Annotated in this window: 13 protein-coding genes; 11 read left to right on the top strand and 2 right to left on the bottom strand. The window is 53.9% G+C overall.

The features are described 5' to 3' along the window. Positions 1-164: 164 nt before the first annotated feature. The 6 genes from KQI65_13910 to KQI65_13885 all read left to right on the top strand — a co-directional run bounded on the left by KQI65_13910 (position 165) and on the right by KQI65_13885 (position 8,278). The gene (locus KQI65_13910; GenBank protein MCB2205835.1) at positions 165-992 is read left to right on the top strand and encodes a nitroreductase family protein; all 828 of its coding nucleotides are present in this window, start codon (positions 165-167) and stop codon (positions 990-992) included. Positions 993-1,334: 342 nt separating this feature from the next. Further along, positions 1,335-1,745, top strand: coding sequence for a hypothetical protein (locus KQI65_13905; protein ID MCB2205834.1), 411 nt, complete (start codon positions 1,335-1,337; stop codon positions 1,743-1,745). Positions 1,746-1,933: 188 nt separating this feature from the next. Beyond that, positions 1,934-4,393, top strand: coding sequence for a T9SS type A sorting domain-containing protein (locus KQI65_13900; GenBank protein MCB2205833.1), 2,460 nt, complete (start codon positions 1,934-1,936; stop codon positions 4,391-4,393). Between the two features lie 308 nt (positions 4,394-4,701). Continuing rightward, positions 4,702-6,306, top strand: a complete 1,605-nt coding sequence (locus KQI65_13895; GenBank protein ID MCB2205832.1) for a hypothetical protein — start codon at positions 4,702-4,704, stop codon at positions 6,304-6,306. A gap of 110 nt (positions 6,307-6,416) precedes the next feature. Next, on the top strand, positions 6,417-7,532 hold the full coding sequence (locus KQI65_13890) for a hypothetical protein (GenBank protein ID MCB2205831.1): 1,116 nt from the start codon (positions 6,417-6,419) through the stop codon (positions 7,530-7,532). 71 nt (positions 7,533-7,603) lie between these two features. Continuing rightward, positions 7,604-8,278 (top strand): NAD-dependent epimerase/dehydratase family protein, encoded by a 675-nt coding sequence (locus tag KQI65_13885; protein ID MCB2205830.1) that lies wholly within the window; start codon positions 7,604-7,606, stop codon positions 8,276-8,278. Positions 8,279-8,338: 60 nt separating this feature from the next. Here the strand turns inward: KQI65_13885 and KQI65_13880 are convergent, their stop codons facing one another. After that, positions 8,339-9,838 (bottom strand): ATP-binding cassette domain-containing protein, encoded by a 1,500-nt coding sequence (locus KQI65_13880; protein MCB2205829.1) that lies wholly within the window; start codon positions 9,836-9,838, stop codon positions 8,339-8,341. Positions 9,839-9,841: 3 nt separating this feature from the next. Beyond that, a complete protein-coding gene (locus KQI65_13875) occupies positions 9,842-10,675 on the bottom strand; it encodes a class I SAM-dependent methyltransferase (protein MCB2205828.1) in 834 nt (277 codons plus the stop codon). 495 nt (positions 10,676-11,170) lie between these two features. On the opposite strand from KQI65_13875, the gene KQI65_13870 reads away from it, so the two are divergent. The 5 genes from KQI65_13870 (at position 11,171) to KQI65_13850 (ending at position 21,581) form a co-directional block, all read left to right on the top strand. Continuing rightward, positions 11,171-12,754, top strand: coding sequence for a hypothetical protein (locus KQI65_13870; protein ID MCB2205827.1), 1,584 nt, complete (start codon positions 11,171-11,173; stop codon positions 12,752-12,754). 19 nt (positions 12,755-12,773) lie between these two features. After that, positions 12,774-13,853 (top strand): hypothetical protein, encoded by a 1,080-nt coding sequence (locus KQI65_13865; GenBank protein MCB2205826.1) that lies wholly within the window; start codon positions 12,774-12,776, stop codon positions 13,851-13,853. A gap of 104 nt (positions 13,854-13,957) precedes the next feature. Then, positions 13,958-15,538, top strand: a complete 1,581-nt coding sequence (locus tag KQI65_13860) for a T9SS type A sorting domain-containing protein (GenBank protein MCB2205825.1) — start codon at positions 13,958-13,960, stop codon at positions 15,536-15,538. A 679-nt stretch (positions 15,539-16,217) separates the two neighbouring features. Continuing rightward, positions 16,218-18,590, top strand: coding sequence for a PKD domain-containing protein (locus KQI65_13855; protein ID MCB2205824.1), 2,373 nt, complete (start codon positions 16,218-16,220; stop codon positions 18,588-18,590). A gap of 240 nt (positions 18,591-18,830) precedes the next feature. Further along, a complete protein-coding gene (locus KQI65_13850; protein MCB2205823.1) occupies positions 18,831-21,581 on the top strand; it encodes a VWA domain-containing protein in 2,751 nt (916 codons plus the stop codon). The last annotated feature ends 67 nt before the right edge of the window (positions 21,582-21,648 follow it).

Here is a 21,648-nt window from a genome sequence, read left to right as displayed (position 1 = left end):
TGGTAAAATACACACAGAGGTTAAAAACGCAATGGTTTGAATAACACGTCCGTGGCTCTCCAGGGGAGAGGCAGGTGGACGTATTTGGGAATCTGCCAGGAGAGGACTTTATGCAATCGTTACATGTTGTAAACAGGGAGACATGCAGGGGTGATGGGATTTGTGTGGATGTTTGCCCGAAAGATGTATTGCAACTTCGTGCAGCCAAAGTAGCAACGATAGAAGAACGCGTCGATGAGTGCATCCTCTGCGGTCAATGTGTTGCTGTGTGTCCAACAGCCTCCATCACCATGCCCGATCTTCCGGAAGCAAATTTCCGGAAGCTCAACAGGGATGTGCTTTCCGCAGAGCAATTTGAAGATTTTCTTCGCTCACGCAGAAGCGTACGCACATTTCGCAACACTCCGGTTGAAAGGGAAGTGGTCGACCGGATCCTTGCGATGGCGGCACTTGCGCCAATGGGCTTCCCGCCGCATTCCACCGGGGTTGTGGTTCTGTCGGACAGAGAGGAAAGAAAACACCTGCTCGAAGAACTTGTGGAGGGGTACGCCTCCATCGATAAGGCGATGGGCAGCGCAGTCGGACGTTTCTTCGTTCGCCGCGCAGCGGGTGGGGAAAATTACCGCATGCTTCGCGAACATATACTGCATCTTACACGCACTGCGAATGCCGATTTTCGCCGGGACAGGAAGGACAGGTATACCTATAACGCGCCTGTCATCATGCTGTTTCATGGCGACACCGGGGCCATGTCGTACGAGGAGAACGCGCACATCGTTTGTCATCAGGCGATGCTTGCAGCGCTGTCGATGGGACTGGGCAGTACGATTATCGGACTGGTGCCACCGATCGTTGACAGGTCGAAGGAACTGCGGCAGCGCTACGGGATCCCGGATTCCCATCGGGTGATCACGTCTCTCGTTCTTGGTTATCCAAAGTACCGCTATCGCCAAAGCATTCAGCGTCCGCTCAACAGTGTGGCATTCAGGTAAATCCCCACGACGTGCAGGTCAGTCCATTCCTGCCTGCCTCATTGCGCCATTTGCAAATTCCCGGACGAATTCAGAAGCGCGAAAGTCGTATGCCGCAGAACATCAAACATTCCCTGCTGTGGGAATGCTGTACTCCTTCCCTCTGATACCTGATCCGCTGCAGCGTCGTATTGCGGATACAGGTTAAAACCTGTACATTATGTCCGTCATCAAACAGTTGTTGTTGTTGCAGGCGTTGCGGCACGCGTGAGTCCCGGAGTCTCAAGGACCCGGTGTGATGCCGTGGTGGCAGCTTTCTGTGCAGGCTGTTCCATAATTACATACATTACCCCGGAGGTTTTCATGAAACGCACACTGCTGTATACATTGCTCGGCCTGCTGCTTACCACTGCCATTTACGCACAGGAGGCGGATAGCCCTGAACCCGTGTTTCTGGTCGTCAATCAGAACCAGGTGGACATGAAGGACATGGCCGCCCTCAGAACCATGTGGTTTGAACGGGCCGTGCCCATTCTCGAGGAAATGAAGAAGGAAGGACTCGTCCTCAATTACGGTTTGTTCACGCATGCCTGGGGCGACGAATGGAATTTCAATTTCTTCTTCGTCACGAAAACGCATGAGGATTTTCTCAAAGCGTGGGACGAGTACATCGATCGGCTGCAGGCAGCACATCCAGATACGTTTATGGAGTGGGTGTCGAAAATCAAGTCGCATAAGGACAATATGTACACCATGTATTCCAGTCCGAATTAATCTACGCTCTTGCATCGACGCTATGTTGAGAAAGCCCCGCTCAGGCGGGGCTTTCGCGTTACCTGTGCGTGATTTGTGCCAGTGAACAAATGTGACTGAAGCATCCCGACGGGGTTTTTCGCATTGCATCTTACAATCAATCCTGTATGTTTTGCACATTCGGTTCATTGTACTATTCGGAGGGGGATATGCTATTCCTGCACGTGATGAATGCCTGTCGCATACATGCTGTCGTTCTGACACGATCGCTTTTTGCCACTGTGATCATTCTACTCTGTGCTGTGCCTTCCTCTCTGGAGGCGCAGGTTGTCGCACAGGTCTGGGAGTCGGATACCTCCTGGTATGACGAAGCCACGGGGACATACGATCCCTTTGACATTTCGGCTGACGTCTCGGTTTTGAACACCGGAGCTGATACGGCGTACGATGTGAGGGTGGAGATCTACTGTCCTGAAGGACTCATGCTTGATGACAAGCTGATGACCCGAACGATCGATCTTGAAGACCCGATTGCTCCCGGTGATTCGGTTGTTCTGCCTCTGGACCTGAAGCAGAATATCCGTCACAGTGGAAAGCTGTATGTGCCGCAGCAGCTGTTCTGGCTTATCAAGTGGAAGGAGAGTGCCGGGAGTGCAGTCAACACGCGTGAGGGACATGGGGTGGTGATGGATCTTGGTGGGTGCTCTGGAGAACGTATTCCGAACGATCTGAGGGTGGAAGCACAGTTCCCTGATACACTGCGCCTGAATGAAGTTTCCGACTCCACCGGCGAACTGTTGCTCGAAATCCCCATTCGCATATACAGCGCGAGTGGGAGCGCGCGATTGCTGAAGGATTTCCTGCTCGATACTGACGGATTGTTTGCCTTCGGAGCACGGGTTTTCTATGAATTCACCGATCCCATGGGTGGTTTTGACGGCATACGCATCGGAGCTGGAGACACCCTGCTTGTCAATTGCAGAATGTGGATCCCGGTTTCCACATTATCGGATTTCCTCCTGTTCCATTTCGAAACAATCGTTTACAACGAAGACGACTGTACGGATTTCCTGGCGTATGCAATGACCGAGACAAGCGCCGTGCCCGTAATCAGGGCCCGGCTGGCGGAACTTGCAGTCCGCTTCCGGCTCGACCGTCAGAAGCCGGCTGGTCCATCAATGAACGTCAATCTTGAAACATGGTGTGGTTCACAGTCCGTCACATTGTTGAAGAACGCTATTGAACTCCATGACAACGGTGTACCGATGGAATTCGCCTATAGCGGACAGGAGTTCAATGACGAGGTCCGCGCGATACGGCTCGCCTTTGCCTTGGATCTGAGCCACAGTATGGCGGATGGAGCAGCACTCGAGCTGACAAAGGATCTCATACGTCAGGCAGGTGGGATGCTCGATGCCGGTCGTGACACCCTGGTCGTTTATGAACTGACGGATCATCTCGAAGGGATGCGGGAATTCACAGGGATCATGTCCGGGCTTGCCGACTATCTGGATACACTCACGGCGAGAGGTGGACAACAGATCGAGGTGGGACTGAAGGAAGCGGTGCTTGCCGAAACGCGGAACCCGCATAGCGGATCTTCATTGATGTACTATTTATCCGATGGTTGGCATCAGTCCGCACAACAGGCGCAGGATTCCGCATCGTTGATTGCGAGCAGGCACTCCATTCGGTTGTCTCAGGCGATGCCCACGACATCAGCATTGTTGGTCCGCTCCGAATCGTACCAATACCCTTCTTACCTGTCGTCCTCGTATCTTCTTGATCGTATTGTGAGTGAGCGTCTCGCAGACCAACGTTATCGCGATGCAGGCATACATTATAATATCCATTGCTGGAGCGGTCCTGAACATGAACTCTCGCTTCGGCTAACGGACGGATGTGGAAAGGACACGACGATCTCTCACACGTTCACCGTGCCGGAGGAACGCACCACACCCCTGCGCGTCTTGGGAGAAAAGCTGCAGGTTCATGCCGGTCAGCCAGTTTCCGTCAGTTTTCGATACGAGTTGGCGGTTGGGGAATCATGGGCAAACTCCGAGTGTCTGCTTACCTGGGATACACTTGTTCTTCAATTGGACAGCATCCATTATGCCGGAGGTTCATACGGCGATTTGCTGAATCCGCTGGAGAAGAAGGGAAGCCTTTTCTTTGGAATCCACACGAACAGGGTACCTGGGAGTGGACCTATTGGAACATTCCATTTCACAGCGCTGGCTACAGAGGACACACTTGAAACACCGGTTACCTGTCACGTCTGGGGGAGATACGGCAACTGTATCGTGACCGAAGCAGGACAGGCTGAACTCACGGTGATGCCAGTAGTTTCCAGTGTTACCTCTCAGTCTCTCGCTGATGGATTCCAACTCCTGAGCGCATACCCTCAGCCCGCGCGGGATCAGCTGCACCTCACCTACCAGTCGGATGTGGCAACCGCAGTTCGTGCAAGTATTGTTGACATCCTGGGACGTGAAGTATGGCATGGCATCCTGCCTGCCAGCCAGGGACGGGAGCGTGTGCATACCATTGCACTGAGCAGTAAGCTTCCTTCAGGGATGTACCTCCTGCGCATTACCGCCGATGGTGTGAAAGGCCAGGCCGGAGCATCTACTGTGTCTGTTACGCGATTTCAACTTCTACATCCATAAGGATATCCCCTGTGCGTCTTTCTGTTTTCATACTCGTCTCCATCCTGCTCAGCGGCTGAGCGAAGAATTATGCAGTTTTTGCATATTCCCGGCGCTGAGAGGAATCTGAGCTGCTTTCTTGTGTCATTCAGGGGATGGATTTCGCAGATCCGGCTCACACAGCTACGAAGGGTAATGGTGGTGGAATGATGAAGCGCGTTCTGATTCGCACAAAAGCAATATTCGTTGTGATGGGGATAATCAGCGCCATATTGTGTTCAGCTTGCGGAGAAGATGATCCGGTAACACCTGAAGTTCCGGTTATTCGCATGTTGAATTTCCAACAGGATGTGACCGTGGGGATAGGGGGACCACTGATCATTGCATTCGAGATCAGACCAGACCTCAGCGATCTCGTGGTGCAATTGGAATATCGCGGTCCCGGAGACGATTGGGAGGTGGTTGGGCAGGTTTCAGGATATACCGGACGGGTACGCATCGAACATGAGCGTCTCGGTGTTGACCGCCTGCAGTTTCGCCTTCATCCTATCAGAAGAGAGGAGGCCGCTCTATCAGGCTGGATTACAGTGGACCGATCACAAGTTCTGCAGCCTGTTACTCTGATCACACCACATCCACATGCCCACGTAGCAAGGTATCGAAAACAGGAAGGTATCATACAGTGGGAGCGAACGGAGAATTTCATTGTGGATGCGGTGACGATTTCAATCAAACCCGAAGGTGCCGCATTTTGGACCTTCGACACTACTGTGTATGGAGACGCAAACCAGTGCAGCTGGCCATCCTCGTTTGTGTACGCAGGGAATGCTGTACTGAAGTTGCAGGCGCTGGGATACGAGGATACGACAGCCGTCGTGATTCCGCTTGTCGTAGAGGATGAACCCGCGCTCTGGATAGAGAAGCCGGTGGGAGGTGATATCCTCTATCATCACAAAATGTCTGACGTTGCACTGTGCTGGCGACCCAGTGGTAGCGTCAACTTCGCAGCTGTTGAGGTCGAAATGGCGAGAGGTGATGATCCCTGGCAGCAAATCGGCGTGTACGATCAGAGTGAACGGGAAATACCATTCTCATCGCTGCTCAGCAAAGCAGGGAAATATCGACTTCGGCTGCGTCGCGTGGGCGGTGCGGGATGGGTGGAATCCGGGACCTTCTTCTATGCGCATTTCCAGGTTGCGCTGGCCGGAAATGCACATGTCGCGAAACGAGGTGCACCATGGACATTGGATCACGACATCGTGCTCTCTGGCACATCCTCCATTGATGGCGAGAAGGTGACTCATTTCATGTCCTCAGATGGTGGAAAGCACTGGGACAGCATCGACATTGTTACCGATATCATCACCGCTGCTGCCGGGAATAAGAACATGATTCGAATTGAAAAGGAGTATGAGGGATTCGTATTGTGTGACACAACAGCAACGTTCAGCATTACAGAGAACCTCACAGAATTTTTCCCTCCACTGGAAGCGGGCTCTCAGTTCCACTACAGGTATACAAGGGGGGGAAGACAAATGGGAGCACCAACGACGACATTCGACGACACACTTGAAATTCAGATACTTTCTGTCTCATCGGAGGCGTCCAGATTCGTTTATCAGGCCAGGAGCAGATTCATCGGAAGCGTGGATAGCAGTTGGTCGGCAATGACGGTTTATGAGGAAAATTCAGGACTGCATGAGGTAACCGGTCTCCTGGCTACTGGAGGAAGGATCTTCCGCTATCTGGATGCAGATGTCGATACGATCAGCTACGACCGCTATATCAATCAATATCCGTATTCCAATTACCCTCGCAGCTGGAGCGGCATGATACTCGAGCGCGGCATCGGATTAAAACGCTCGTGGCGTGGCAGCGCCTCATCCCCAATGCAGAGCGAGGGCTCGGGTTGGACATTCATCCGACGCTGGTGACGTAGTTTGCAGCAGGAGAGATTCTGACCGGATCAGAATTCCCCTTTCGTCATGATTGCCGGGGAGCGTATTATCCGATATTCTCATCCGTAACACTTTCTGGCGGGATTATGCGAATTCACCAGTTGATGCTCCTCTTCGCACTTCTATGCTCGTTCTCCGTTGCGCATGCACAGCGCTACGGAGCGTTTACCGAATACACCTATCCGCAGTTCGCGGAGGTAATCCGGCTGGGCAGTGCATATGCCGCGGTGGGACGCGGTCCTGCAGTCATGCATGTCAACAGTGCCGCACTCGCGTTCCTGAAAGGAAAGCAACTGGATGTGTCTACCGGTCGCAGTCTTGGCGAGAACGATTGGGAATACGACCTTCCGCTCGACGCCGCTGCAACGGTGCACGTTCCTGAATGGCGAATGACCTTCGGTGCGAGCGTTAACCTGGATCAGTTTGAATGGGAACCGCGGTGGGATGCTGAGAATCTTTCAAGGTACACAGTAACAAATAGAAGGTATGGATTGCATGCGGCACGGAGCATGACGGACTGGCTGGCGATCGGAGCTGCGATCATGGTGTATGATTCCTACCTGGAAGCCTACTCTTGGGCGCATGAATCGGGAACGGGGCGCGCTACGTTTATGGACTTCGCACTCTCGGCCATGTCACGGCACCGGGTGGATTTCCTCGGGCGCGATGACGATGAGCTTCGATGCATGCTCGGACTCTCGAATGTACTGAGCACGGAGACCTACTACATTGACGAGGCCCAGAAGGACCCCATACAACAGGTTTTCCGCGTCGGCGCAGCGTATTTCTGGAATCCCGATTTCGGTCAGGCCGCCGGATTGGATGTCTTTTCTGCCCTCGTATCCGCAGAATCGACGATTCAGGGTGTCGAGTATGAATTCAAAAATTGGGGTACGGTTGCTGGCGCGATGGAAGTTCGTCTCCTTGAAGTGCTTATGCTCAGTGGAGGGGTGGAAAATATCATCCGGCTGCCGGAGAGCTTTTCGGGATGGGATGAATACCCGGTGTTCCGCTATGGTATAGGGATTTATCTCCCGCTTCATCACATACTGAACTTTGAAAGGGCGGTCGGAGTGCAGTTTGACTACGCACATACTGCATGGAACAGCGAGACGGATTCATGGTACCGCTTCGATCCCGAGAAACATCCCCAACAGGTGAACGCCTTCAGCCTTCGCCTTCAGATCGGAGCAGCTGACTGAGCTGATTCGGCGGAGAATATGTGTACCTTGCTCCAGATTCCTCCACAGCACAGTGAGAAGAAAGGCCAGGTATGGAAAAGAAACGTGCGATCATCACCGGTGCGACGGGAATGGTCGGTTCAGCAGTCCTTCAGTACTGCATCGATCATACAGACATAGGGGATATCACCGTCGTTGGAAGACGGCCGATGGAGTCTGCTCCCCCGGAAGTCAGGCAGATAATGCATGAGGATTTCGGGGATATGAGTGGACTCGGTGAACAGCTCGCTGGATTTGATATCGCATTCTTCTGCATCGGCGTTTATACCGGTGCGGTGGATGATGAACGCTTTCGTGAGATCACAGTCGATTATACCATCGCGTTTGCGACTGCGCTGAAGCAGTGGAGTCCGGATGCGACGTTCTGCTTTCTCAGTGGACAGGGGGCGGACCTGACGGAGAAAAGCCGACTGTCTTTCGCCCGCTACAAGGGTGCGGCGGAGAAGGCCCTGATGTCGATGGATTTTCAACACCTCGCGATATTTCGTCCCGGCTACATATACCCGAGTACTCCCCGTGAAGAACCCAATCTCATGTATCGCATCAGCAGGCTGCTGTATCCCGTCGCACGGTACGTCTATCCGAATATCGGACTGACATCAGACGACCTCGCACGTGTGATGGTGAAGGTCGGGGCGGCACCGGAATTGCTGGCGGGACGCTCCATTCTTGAAAATCGGGATATCAGGGCGTTGCTTCGCGGCTGATAACACAAGGTCATGGTTCGAGGAGTAGACGCTGGGCTATTGTATTCCAACCTGTTCCGATCAGATCAATTCCTCGGCAATGCTGACAGTGGATCCGTTTTGTGTCAACTGCCATTTCGTCGTGGCGACGTTCGAAAGAAATCGCATGTCGTGACTGACGAGAAGGAGTCCGCAGGGACAGTCACGCAGCGCCTGCTCGAGACATTCCACTGCCGGAAGATCGAGATGGTTCGTGGGTTCATCCATCACGATCAGGTGCGGATGGCGCACGACCCCGAGGGCGAGGAGGATTTTGCGGAGTTCGCCCGGACTCGCGTCATCGTTCTGCAGCAGCCGTTTCGGATCGGATCCAAGTGTGCTGACAATGGTGTAGACATGTCCCAGCAGGTCATTCGGGAGCGCACGTACATCCGACATGATGCGCCTTGTCTGCTCGAGGTCAATTTCCTGCGGAAGATAAACCAGGTGCTGCTCCTCGATCTGCAGTTCACGAAGAATATGACGGATGAAGGTGCTTTTTCCGAGTCCGTTCCCGCCCGTGATTGCAATGCGGTCATTCCGTTGCATGGTGAGGGAAGGAAAGCTCAGTATGCGCGATTCCCCGAGATCGATTTCACCAGATGGAAGTGTGAAGAGCACGCGGCGCGGTGAACACGAACCTTCGAGCCAGAACTGCGGCACACGTTGCGCGTGGGTTTCCACAGCGGCGACTTTTTCTTCGAGCTGCGCAATGCGTCCATCGAGCTGCCGCGCCAGCCTGCCAGCCTGTCCATCCTTCCCCGTGACTCGAGCGAGATCCAGTTTCGCGCGTCCGTCACTGTCCCCGCGCGCGAGTCCACGCTTCGAGCGCTTCCGGTCCGCTTGCGACGCTTTGCTGTGCCGTGTGCGGGACTCCTGTTTCAGGCGCACGAGCTGCGTCTGCAGTTGTTGACGTTCTTCGTATGCACTTTCCGCTTCGCGTTGCGCTTCGGCGGCAGCCTGCGTATAGCTCCCCGGACGCATGACGGCGTCCGGGGGATGAAGGAAAAGGCATTGTGAGCAGAGTATGTCGAGTACTTCCCGGTCGTGACTGACGATGATGCCGACGCCGTGAAAACGACGCAGCGCGTCGATGAGCTGTGAGCGCGCATCGGCGTCGATATGATTCGTCGCCTCGTCGATGAGCAGCACATCCGGATCGCGCCAGAGTGCCGTACCGATCTGGGCGCGCTTTCGTTCGCCATGACTGAGGGTGAACCAGCGGGCGGCCCAGTCCTCCCCGATGCCCAGACGTCCACGCAGCGCAAAAGCCTCGGGCTCCATCGCTGTGAGGAAGTCCGCCAGCATCTCCGGTGCATGATCTGTGCGCTGGGGACAGATGACCATATGTCCGGCTCTGATGATATTTCCCGCTTCAGCTTCAAGCAGTCCAGCAGCCAGTTGCAGCACGGTGGTTTTCCCTGTGCCATTCGCACCGACAACGCCGGTCCACCCCGCATCGAAATGTGCAGACACATCCTCGAGCAGCGGGAACGGCGCGCCGTCATGCGTAAAGGTGATATTGTGAAAGGATAGCGACATGGTTTATTTCCTCGCGATGACAGCAATGGTTTCGGAGGTGTCGGTGAGCGCATCACCTGCAAGGGAAGCGTTGACCGCTTCAATGCTGAATCCAGCCTGCTCGAGTTCGTCAGCAAGGTGATCAGGGGTGAAGTGCTGCAGCCAGTTATAGATTTCCCAGTGCTCTCCTGGCTCGATGATCACGTAGTGGTCGAGTGACACGGCATCGTCGGAATAGAGCAGCGTGCGCTGCAGTCCGATGTAATCTTTCTCAGACCAGAATCCGTTCATGAGCCTGTGTTCGATCGCTGTCGTTTCCCGCTTCGCGGAAAAGCTTCCCATTCCCAGGGCATCCAGCGCGAGATAGCCTCCTGGACGCAGCATGGAATGAATTTTCGTGAGCAGGTGGCGACGATGTTCGGGGGAGAGCACGCCATAGTCATAGTATATGAAGGTGACGAGGTCGAAATCTCCCGGCAGCGCATCTTCCACATAGTCCGCATGGATATATGTAATCTCTTGTCCGTTGCGGCCGGCTTCTTTCTCCGCGTATTCGAGCGAGTTCCGGGAGAAATCCACCCCCGTAACCTCCGCACCGAGTGCGGCGAAGCGGGAAGTGTACAGTCCCGGTCCGCACCCCAGATCACAGACCCGCTTCCCATTGAGTGAAAATCTGTCATCAAGCGATGTAACAATACCATCGATGATGCCTGCACTGCGGGATGCGAGTTCCGTCTCCGGATTCAGGTGATACGTCAGCATCTGACGCGCAATATGGGGACGCGTCCACAACTCTCGCGCGGTACTGCGCGAGAAGGGCACGGGACGCTGTGTGAATTGATACAGTGTGGTATACATGACAATCCTTGATAATCCTGAAATACATGAAATGCTTCGTAAGGTGGACAGGCCGACAGAACACTTCACAGCGCTGTCAGCAACAGGGGAGAGGGAGCAGCGAAACACTGCTTCGAGGAATGAGGATATGGGGGGATTGTCACTTCATGATCTACAAATATACGTCCCACAGCGGCGATCACAAAATTTGGGATAGGGGAAAACGATCTGTTGCTCCTGAACACGGGAGTTCGTATTGTGTGGGCGGGGCAGTGGCCACCCCAACCCGATTACTTTCAGGTTGACGATCTCCCGGAGGGACACCGCATGATTTTCCGTACGGCTATCCTGATCTTTTTGCTCGCTGTGACCTGCAAGGCACAGCAGGATTCGATCGCGAATCCCCACGCTGGAAGGAAGGACCCCGCGGGGAAGCTCCTCCTTCATTCCGCAGGTCAGTCTGCCCCATCACCTCCCTTGATCTTCAGGATCCCCCGAATTGCGGACAGGGCAGCAGTGCCACCAGATTTTTCCACAGAGGCGAAAGACAGCTACCGGGAGATCGAGCAGCTGCTGGGAATGGGCATCCCTCGATGGCAGATGGAACAAATTATCGCGCGTCCCACATTCGATGCGGATTCATTGCGGCGGCTCATGCACGCGACATACATCATGCAGAACGAAGATCCGCTGTATTACCTCCAATGGCGTTCCGCCAGACCGGGGATTGAATTCAGCGTTCTGGATGAGGCTGTTTTCAATGCAGTGAGACAGCGTATGGATGATGATGTTCCTGCTGGATTACTGCTCGGTAGTCCAATCATTGCCCACGTACGAGTGAACGACGTGCGCTATGAAATCGATAGCACCGCCATTGTGGATAAGAGTTCTACGATAGCCACGGCAGAAATCCTTGACGTGATCAAGGGAGAGTATGTGCCGGATTGTACAGGAAGTTCCTCAGTCTCGTTTAAGCACGAGGCAGAGCCTGCAAGCTGCCTGGAATTCGAGTACAGAGAAAGCTGGCATCGCCTGGGACATGGGTACGGGATGGAGCCTTCGGGGAACCTCAATAACTGGGTTCAGGAAGGACGGGAGTATGTTGTCTTCCTCGATTTTCTGGGTGTTGTTGTCGACCACAGCAGCAAGGAATACCGTAATGTTCTTCCGATAAGCCTTGCACCTTCGATAGTCTGGCTCTCCACCACAGGCTGCATGTATCCGGTTGTTGATGGATGCGTAGTCGATGAATACGATGACTTCGGCTTCGGTACGCATATTCCCGTCGATCTGTGGAAGCAGCGTCTGCGTGAAACGATTGAGCTGGCATTTGAAGGCAACGGGCCTGCGTTCGGGATTCGTGGACGCCCTGTATACCCGCGGTGGAGTTTCTGGGATTCGACGTATTACGCGCATACGCACCCATACATCGATACACTCTGCGCTATCACGGAGAGCTTAAACTCCGGCGACAGTACGGAGGCCTACAGGCAGATGGAGAAACTGCTGCGATACGCTTCCGCCCGAACGACGCGTGAGAGGTTTGAGTCGGCAACTGCCGGACAGGAGGCAGGAGAGCTGCTCGAAGCTGTGCTCACTACATTCGACCTGCAGAAACCGCATATCATTCTGCCGGATAGTCTGGCGTACTCCGTTCTGGAATGCGAGCGTGACTGGGATCGCATACTCGAAAACCCTGTCTCGAAAGAGGCAGACCGCGTGCTGCGGTTTCTCCCTGCGTACAGGACGCCGCCGATTGAGGTCCCTGGGAAGCAGACCATTTACCTCGACAAAGCATTTCACCACGCCATTGATGCATGGCAACACTGGGTGTGTGGTGCTACTCTATCTGCGTTCTCCGATATCGCGATAGCCAAGCTGCGGTGGATCGAGCAATGGTTTGCAATCAGGAGTGATCGGTATTCCCGCTTCCACGTGCGTGCGGGCTATCCAACCGTTTGTCGCATTGCTGTGCACCCTGACCGCAGTCAGGCGGTAGTGGAGGTGGAGCTGTACAGGGATGTGTACCGGATGATGCTGTTCGATCGGGAAGACGGGGAGTGGAAAAACACCAGGACAATTCGTACATGGATTCGTTAATCAGGAAGCTGGAGGCTGCATGCGTTGGGTTCTTTTCATTGCTGTACTGAGTATCACCGTACTTGACACCGCTGTTGCACAGTACGGCGTGCAATTTAGCCATCTTCGCGATGCGAGAAATGTCGCGTGGGGACAATCCGCCGTCGCAGCCGCGGAAGGCACATCGGCGCTGTTTGTCAATTCCTCTGCTGCCGCCGCGTTGCGCGGCTACGGCATTTCCGCCGGATTGGGCCAGACGCTTCCTACATATATGGATGCTGATGCTGCCGATCTCGCCGCCGCAGCGGCCGTACTCCCTGGTAAACTCGGTGTCGGACTCACCTGGTCGACGTTCGATCTCGCAGACGTTGGTGCGAGCATCGACTACGCCCTCCTGCGTCTGCACGCCGGGTATCGGCTGGCAGAGTGGTTGGAGGTCGGTGTGGAGGGGCGCCGGTATGCATACAGCACGGAAGGAATCGTACGCAGGGACGAAGGGAACAACATTATAAGCGTGTCGGATGGTACCGTGTATCCCACGTATGATCTCGGATTGTCGCTTCGCATTTCCACAGAAGACGCGATTGTAGAGGGGGATGTTCTGCGCGCAGGAGTGCAGGCCGCGAATCTTCTCGATACAGATTTTGAGCTTCCGCTGGAGGACGTTGCAGTGTACACCGAGCGGAAAGTACGACACCTCCGTCTGGGCGCGCTGTGGCAGCTGCCCCTTCATGTGTCCGGCTCGTCGGATCTCAAACCCAGACTGCTGTTTGGCGCTGGAGCCACATACATCGAGGAACCGACACGTTTCATGTATTCAAGCAGTATCTATCCTGGTATCACAGCCGGTGCGTCGATACTCGACATGTTTACACTTCTGTTCAACTACGAGGACGAGATCGATGATGGGAAGGTGACTCTTCCCTGGTACCCGGTGCTTCGAACCGGACTCCTTGCGGATCTGCCTGTCGGTAAGTGGTCAGGGATGCAGGAAGAATTGATTCTTTCCATCAGCTACACCTTCTGGCAACACCTCGGAGAAACCGATGTTACGAACAACTTCATTGCCCGGGAGTATCCAACCAACGCAGCGTCAATGAGTGTGCATTTTACACCGTGAGATAGTTCGCCAGGTCGTGCAATGCCTTCCGCATTGATTGCAGCGTAACCACTCCTCACTTCATGTGTTGTATATGGGAGTCCACAACAAAAGGCGGGATGAGTATGCGTTATCTGATTCGCATGGCAATGCAGAGCTTTCACAGCAAACTGATCGTGAGAACTGTTACGTTTCTGAGTTTAGTCCTGCTGTTGCCACTGTCTGCGGGATGGGCGCAGGCAACATCGGGTCCCTCACTCTCGCCGCGCTGCGTTGTGCCGGATTCGCTGGGCTTCGACAGGGAGACAAACGACTACTATCCCAATCCGTTTGTCTGCAGGGTGGAATGTGTGAACCGGGGAAGCAACCCGGCCTACGATGTCATAGGCCGAATAGAACTTGCGCCCGGAATGGAATTCGATCCCCCGGGACAATCTCCTGTACTGAATTTTTCACCCTCGACGCTACATCCGTGGAAGTCCGGTGACTCGATACAGGATGTCCGGTGGACGTGTAGGTGGACCGAGCGTCATCGAGTCGAGAAGGTTCCTCGGGTACGGTACGTCGTTGTGGGAAGAGATTCGAACGGTGTGCTTCTTGATTCCGTGGACGCGGTCGGGCAGTTCAGTGTCCCGGGCCTGCAGCCATATTTCGCCTGCGACCTCGAGCTTCCAGATTCGCTCGGTTTGAACCGGGAAGGGACGGATGTCGAACCAAATCCCTTCACCGTGAAGTACACCATACGCAACATCAGCAACCAGGTGGGGAGAATTAAGCAGGTGACACTCTATTTCCCAATGAGTGAGGGATTGAGTTTGAGTACGTCCTCGCCTAATCCGACGACTTTCAATCCGAATCTGGAACTGGATATGGGGGAGGAACACACCTGGACCTGGACGATTAATGTCGACGGGCGTGCCAAGCGCAGACAGCCAAAAATCCAGGTCATAGCGTTTGATGATGAAGGCAATCCCATTCCCTGCGAAGACTGGCTGCCGATTGTGGGACTTGAAGCCACACTTGCCTGCGACTTTCACACCGATACCCCTGTGCTGCAATACGACTCCACAACAGGTACGTATCATCCTGATCGATTTGTCTTCTCCGCGAAGTTCATGAATCTTGGCAGCGTACCGCTGTACAATATTGAGACCAGGATTCGCTGGGATGATGTCAGTGGTGAGCACCTCCTTGAACTCGATTCGGATTACCCGAACAATGGAAATCCACGCTTTTTCGGTATGCTGCTTCCGGGCAGGGATACCACATGTACCTGGGGACTTCGTCTGCGGAATATGAACACCACTCAAACCCCGCAGTACATTCAATTCCACCTTGAAGCAGGGTCGGAGGAAACGCCATACAACAGAGAGGCCTGTGATGGCTACGTGCAGATTGATCCCGTCATGCCGCTGGCTGTACACTCAAACTCGACGCTGCCTCAGACCTGCGCATTGAGCGTCCAGCCCAATCCCGTGAGGAACACCGCATACATTAATCTCACCCTTGGCCGAACAGGCTCCGTGCATCTCGTCGTGACCGATGCACTGGGGAGAATTGTGCATACGGTCCTGGACGGCGAGTACCTATCCAGTGGCAAGTATACCCGCTCTGTGCAGCTTACAAGCGTTCCCGCGGGATTGTATTTCGTTCGCCTGGCCGCAGGTGAAGATGTGCGTACAGAAAAGCTCCTCTTGCTGCGCTGAGTCATCCTGTCTCCCGGCTACCGGTTCGGTCCTCCGCACACATGCCGTGATGTTGTCTGTCATCACGGTAACCGCCTTTTACGCTGCGCCGAAGGGAAGAAATTCGGAGGTGTGTATGTGTGGGACAGTGAAGAATCCATGCAGGCGTTCCGCAATTCTGAGCTCGCCGCAACAATCGCGTCGTCGTATAAGGTCATCGGTGCTCCCGAGGTGGATGTTTTCAGTGTACTGCACTCGCTGCGGTAGGTGAATTCGGCTGTTCCCTAACTGAATCGCTCTATGAGTCAGGTAGTGGACAAATGCTACGTAATCTAATCGCGTAGTTGCACGAATCTCAACTGTTGGCATTGCACCATCAGTAAAATAGGTAGTACCACCTATTGAAATCTGCTATTCCGTTTGTTTATTTGTTATAGTCTCATCATCCCACCCGTAATCGCATCCTTTTCGTGGATGGTCGATGAACCGGTGGCGAAGCACTGTTTGTGTATTCGCCTGCCTGTGTCGACGCGTATTGCGTTGTCCCACGACAAGGAAAATCCACCTATCAAATTAATTCGTGGCACGGATTGATTGCGCGTCTTTTGCGAACTCCTGTCAACAGCATCCACTGCTTCCCTCAAACCGGAAGCAATCATATACATTTCCGAATTTTTATCCATCTGTAGCAGGAGGCGTCATGAAGCAAACTTCGATGATGCTGATAGCGATTGTGTTGTTGTCTGTATCGTTCGCATATGGACAGCAAAATCCCGCCATGCTTGGACCCATCGATCCCGGAAACGACAATATCTTCAGAGGCTGGATGTCACGTGATGTGGCAAACGGATACATGTATTTCAAAATGTATGATGGCATCGGATCGGAAATCCATCCCACGAATTCCACTGTTCGTATCGGAAATCTGTGGAGGACTGATGGTACGCCTTCCGGAACGACCCGATATGCATCGGCGCAGGTCGTCGGCGAAGTCAGGGCCATTGGTGATCTCGTGTACTTCACCGGAGCTGATCCAGATCCCAACAACTGGGACGATCCATGGCGAAGCGATGGAACAGCGGCAGGAACATTCAGGCTTACAGACCTTGGCAAACGTATGTCTGCATCTACCAACGAGTGGGACTTCGAGTCGTTCAATGGTGCTGTGTACTTCATTCATGGGTACAACAAGAAACAGTTTACCACGCCTGTGATCAATCTGATGACAACGGATGGAACGACGAACGGTACCTCTGTCGTTGCTTCGGTCCCCAACGGGATCATTGATTTGACTCCTATGGGAAACGATCTTTTCATCTACATGTTTGATCTCTGGAAATCAGATGGGACTTCAAGTGGTACGGTCGAATTGAAGGACATATGTCCCGGTACCGGATACTGTTCCGTCGAACCATATCCGCTGCCCGATCCTTACGCAAGCAGTCATTACTGGCGGCCATTCGCCTCCAATGGAACTTACTACGGTCGGTTCGCAGACGGCGTTGCCGGTGATGAGCTATGGATGAGCGATGGAACTGCAGCAGGGACGGTGATGGTAAAGGATATCAACCCTGGTTCTGGCAGTTCCTGGCCCTGCATGTTCGCGGAATTGAATGGGGAACTGTATTTCGCCGCCTACGATGATGACGCAGGATTTGAGTTGTGGAAGTCCGATGGCACCGCCAACGGGACGGTGCTGGTGAAGGATATTAATCCGAACGGAAATTCCGAACCGCTGTGGCTCACGACAGTGAACACTGCGGGCGGAGACCTGCTGTTCTTCAGCGCGGACGATGGCACAAACGGCAGAGAGTTGTGGATCAGCGACGGTACACCAGGTGGTACGAATATGCTGAAGGATATCAATGCGTATGGAAGTTCAAATCCCCGGTTCACAACGTTTGCGAACTACGAGTATCGTTGTTCGGATGAGGACTACATGCTGGTCATGACTTCCTACAACGGTATTGTTTACTTCGCTGCAGATGATGGGAACGGATACGAACTCTGGAGCAGTGATGGTACCTCAGCAGGGACTACTAAACTATTCGATATCAATCCCGCAGGCAGTTCGAATCCGCTCTATATCACCGAAGTAAATGGAAAGATTCTGTTCTTTGCCTATGAGCCAACCTACGGATATGAGTGGTATTCATACGACCCTTCACAACCAATTGGGAGCAATACACCCCCAGTCGCAAGTTTCACAGCCACACCCAGCAGCGGAGACGCTCCGCTGCAAGTGAGCTTTGATGCTTCGACCTCGGACGATCCGGACGGGAGTATCGTGGCCTACGATTGGGATTTTGGTGACGGATCGACAGGCAGCGGCATGCTGATTTCCCACACGTATCAGAATGGAGGTACTTACACAGCTACACTCACTGTAACGGATGACGATTCCGGAATTGATCAAGCGACTGCATCGATCAATGTCAGTTCAACCGGTGGAATGGACATCTTCGTGGTAAACCAGCTTCTTTCGCGTGTGGTGCTGCCAGGAAACAGAACTGCCGGACAGTCCCTCCTGACGATTGAGGGCAATTCCGCAGCAGTCGCAGGTGCTGAGGTTTTCGTCTCATATTCCGGGCCGACAACTGGGGTGGTTTCCGGATTCACGGACGCTTCGGGGCAGGTAACGATTGAAACTGCCAGCACGAAGAAGGACCTGAATCTCAACTGGTGCTATACGGTGACTGATATTCAATTGGCTGGTTACACATTCAATGATCAGACAGGTGTCCCGTATCTGTGCGAAGGGAGTCCCAAGCGCAGTGCAGAGGTTCAATCGAACTGTCTGCTTCACGCTCCATATCCCAACCCATTCGGGACGGGATCGTTCACAGGTGGAAGCACAGCAAATATTCGATTTGCTCTGCAAGAATCAATGCATGTCTCGATCCGTGTATACGATGCTCTCGGGAGGGAGATCATCACTGCGGTTGACGAATACCGTACAGCCGGTTCCCATAACGTGCAATTCAATGCCGGCGCCTTGCCGTCAGGGACATATTTCGTGCGACTTTCATCCGCCGAAGGCGTCCAGAGCATGCGCATTGTCCTTCAAAACTGACATCCATGGACAGGGAGCTGCTCCAGCGGCTCCCTGTCCTTTCTTTCAGGTACACATACTGAAACTTTTCTGCTCTCCGGGGTTTCTACTGGCACATATTTCCTGCTTTTGCGCACGCCGAATCATTTGGAAACAAAAATCCTGACGATTCGCTAGCTGCGCGGCCGGTTGATTCAAATACCAATAATGACGATTATGTCTCCAATCGGTTTTCATGAGAAAAGATTGGTGGAGGGCCTTTTGGCGAAGCGTTTCCTTCTGACGACACTGCTTTTTGCTGCGTTGACCGTAGCAGTGACAGCGCAGCCCAACCTGAATTTCAAACGGGTCGCGACGAACTGGCCGACGGTCGAACTGTACTTCTCGGTGGGCTGCAGCGGGACTCCCGCCTACAACATGACAAAGCAGAATTTGCGGGTGTTCGAAAATGGAGTGGAGGTCAATGACTTTGCGCTTTCCTGTCCCGACCCCACACAGCGCTGCGCCATTTCCGTTGCCCTCGTGTTCGATGGTTCCGGTTCAATGGCGGGTGCGGGGAATGCGGGTGCCAAAGCGGCGGGACGGGCGTTCGTGGATATTATTGACGGAGTCCTCGACCAGGTGAGCATTATCTGGTTCAACGCGCAGGTCACGGTGCAGCAGCAGATGACGACTCTGAAACCGCTGCTCTATTCCGCGCTCGAAGCACTTCCGACCGGTGGCTTCACCGCCATATGGGATGGCTGCTACAGAGGAGTTGAGGAAGTGGCTCTGCATGGGACCAATCCCTGCAGGGGGGTGATACTGCTGGGCGACGGGGAAGACAATTCCTCATCACGCACCCCGCAGGAAATCATCGATCTTGCGAATCAGCACCATGTACGCGTGTACACAGTTGGACTGGGTTCAAACATCAATGCTACAGAACTGGAGATGATCGCGCTGCTGACCGGGGGACGCTATTACCATACTCCCAATGCGGGACAGCTGGCTGCGATTTACCAGGAGATTTCGACAATCATGTTTCAGGGTTTCCAGGAATGCACGATCACCTATGAGAGCGACTGCTCCGATGGTGCGATGCGGGATCTGGAACTGCAGCTCGTAAATTTCTGCGGGGGATCGGATGTGAAAGTCAAAGGCTATCGTGCGCCGATGGATTCCACGACCTTCTCCGGTCTTCAGATGGAAATTGGAGATGCCACGGTCAATGCCGGGAGCGAAGTCAGCATCCCGCTCAACCTCCTTGCGCCACCGGGTGACAGAATGTTCTATCCCTTCAGCTTTTCGTTGCTGTTCGATCAGCAGTGCGTCTCCTTTGTGGGCGTGAACGCACCGACAGGGGCGCTGCTTGAAGGAGTTCCACTCGACATCTCACCGGTTCCGGGAGGCGTACGAATAGAGACGACGGACCGCAAGCTGCTCGGCAGTATCGGCGAGCTCATGGAGTTCACCTTCCGTGCCTCGCGTCCCAATGATACGACCTGCTGCAATATTCAGATTGCTGACGCGGCATTTGAACAGGGCTGTTTCCTGCCTGTCGTGGCAGCGGGACAGATCTGCATCCTCCCCGGGGCTCCGCTCGTCACCTGCGAACCGTTCCCAACTTTTTCGTTTGTCTGGGATCGTGCGCTGGGCTCCTACAATCCAAACCCGTTCCAGATACGAGGGAGATTCTTCAACTCCGGTGACCGGCGAGCGAAAAATACGCGCTTCAAAATTACATATGATGACTCCGTCTTTTCCTTGATGACGCCAAGTTCGGATGAGCAGGTTGCTGTGCCGGCGGATATCGATACCGGGAGTTCTGTGGAGGTGGAGTGGATCATCCAGGTTAAGCCGCAATCTACAGGTGATACGACGGATCTGTGCATCACTGCGATGTTTGATAATCATGAAGACGTGACATGTTGTGCGCAGATTTATATTCCGCCTGCGGAGCCTATCCTTGAATGCGCACTGGATATCCCGATAATCACTGCCGATACAGAGAAAGGGATGTATGCGCCGATGCCATTTCCCGTCACTGTGACGGTTACGAATTCCGGTGGACTGCAGACGGATTCCGTATTCGCCACCATCATCGTTCCTCCTGATCTCTCCCTGGCCGCGAATGATGCTCCTGACAATCACACAAAACGCGTGCTGCCTGCAATACTTTCCGCGTCACAAGTCGGTACGGCCATGTGGATGGTCAAGCATCCCCGTGCCCTCACCGAAAAACAGTATACGATTCAGGTATGGGTGAAAACTTCGAACGCAGACTCCTCACTCTGCGAGGCTGTCGTTACGATCCCTCCACTCACCACACCGTTGTCGGCCACCATCACACCGGAAGGTGCACTCGCTTTCTGTGAAGGAAAGTCTGTTGTGCTGGATGCAGGGAGTGGTTACGAAAAATATCTCTGGTCGAGAGGTGATACCACACAGAAGATTCTCGTCAATCAGAGCGGCTCATACTGGGCGCAGGTGTGGGACGCGAGCGGACAGACCGCGACATCCGATACCGTCGTCGTCACTGTCTACCCCCTGCCCCCGAAGCCCGTTATCAGACGAAGCGGCGACAGCCTGATCACCGATCCCGCGGCGCAGTACGTGTGGATCAAGGACAGTGCGCTGATCCCGGGAGCGGATGAACAAGCAATTGTGCTGAATGATGTGGGCGAATACGCGGTCATCGTGTACAATGCTGAAGGTTGCGAAAATACTTCCGATCCCTTCATCGTGGATGTGCTCGACGCGGAGTTCCCCGTTCCTGGATTGTTCGCTGTAGATATCTTCCCGCAGCCCGGTACCGGCACACTGAACCTTCGTTTCAATTCGACGCAGTCGGAACTGGTGGACATCACGGCCTACGATTTGCTGGGCCGCGCGGTGTATTCCTCGGATGCATTTCGTATCGCGGGACTGCATACCTTCACCATCGAAACTGATGGATGGGGAAGGGGTATTTATTACCTCCGCATCAATCATGGCGGAGAAAACACCATCCGTGCGGTGCAGATACGGTAGCCTGAGCGGCGGGAAATATGCAGAAAGTGCATATTACCACGGGCAAGGATTTCGCCTGGTGGGTTGA

The organism is bacterium (assembly GCA_020444325.1).
Lineage (GTDB): Bacteria > Bacteroidota > Ignavibacteria > SZUA-365 > SZUA-365 > BM516.
The sequence above is the reverse complement of the archived record's forward strand: the minus strand, read 5'-3'. Positions and strand labels throughout refer to the sequence as shown.

Bases quoted from the DNA above. Each gene is read 5' to 3' on its own strand.
- KQI65_13905 (MCB2205834.1), top strand. From the start codon at position 1,335: ATGAAACGCACACTGCTGTATACATTGCTCGGCCTGCTGCTTACCACT.
- KQI65_13900 (MCB2205833.1), top strand. From the start codon at position 1,934: ATGCTATTCCTGCACGTGATGAATGCCTGTCGCATACATGCTGTCGTT.
- KQI65_13895 (MCB2205832.1), top strand. From the start codon at position 4,702: ATGTTGAATTTCCAACAGGATGTGACCGTGGGGATAGGGGGACCACTG.
- KQI65_13890 (MCB2205831.1), top strand. From the start codon at position 6,417: ATGCGAATTCACCAGTTGATGCTCCTCTTCGCACTTCTATGCTCGTTC.
- KQI65_13885 (MCB2205830.1), top strand. From the start codon at position 7,604: ATGGAAAAGAAACGTGCGATCATCACCGGTGCGACGGGAATGGTCGGT.
- KQI65_13880 (MCB2205829.1), bottom strand. From the start codon at position 9,838: ATGTCGCTATCCTTTCACAATATCACCTTTACGCATGACGGCGCGCCG.
- KQI65_13875 (MCB2205828.1), bottom strand. From the start codon at position 10,675: ATGTATACCACACTGTATCAATTCACACAGCGTCCCGTGCCCTTCTCG.
- KQI65_13865 (MCB2205826.1), top strand. From the start codon at position 12,774: ATGCGTTGGGTTCTTTTCATTGCTGTACTGAGTATCACCGTACTTGAC.
- KQI65_13860 (MCB2205825.1), top strand. From the start codon at position 13,958: ATGCGTTATCTGATTCGCATGGCAATGCAGAGCTTTCACAGCAAACTG.
- KQI65_13855 (MCB2205824.1), top strand. From the start codon at position 16,218: ATGAAGCAAACTTCGATGATGCTGATAGCGATTGTGTTGTTGTCTGTA.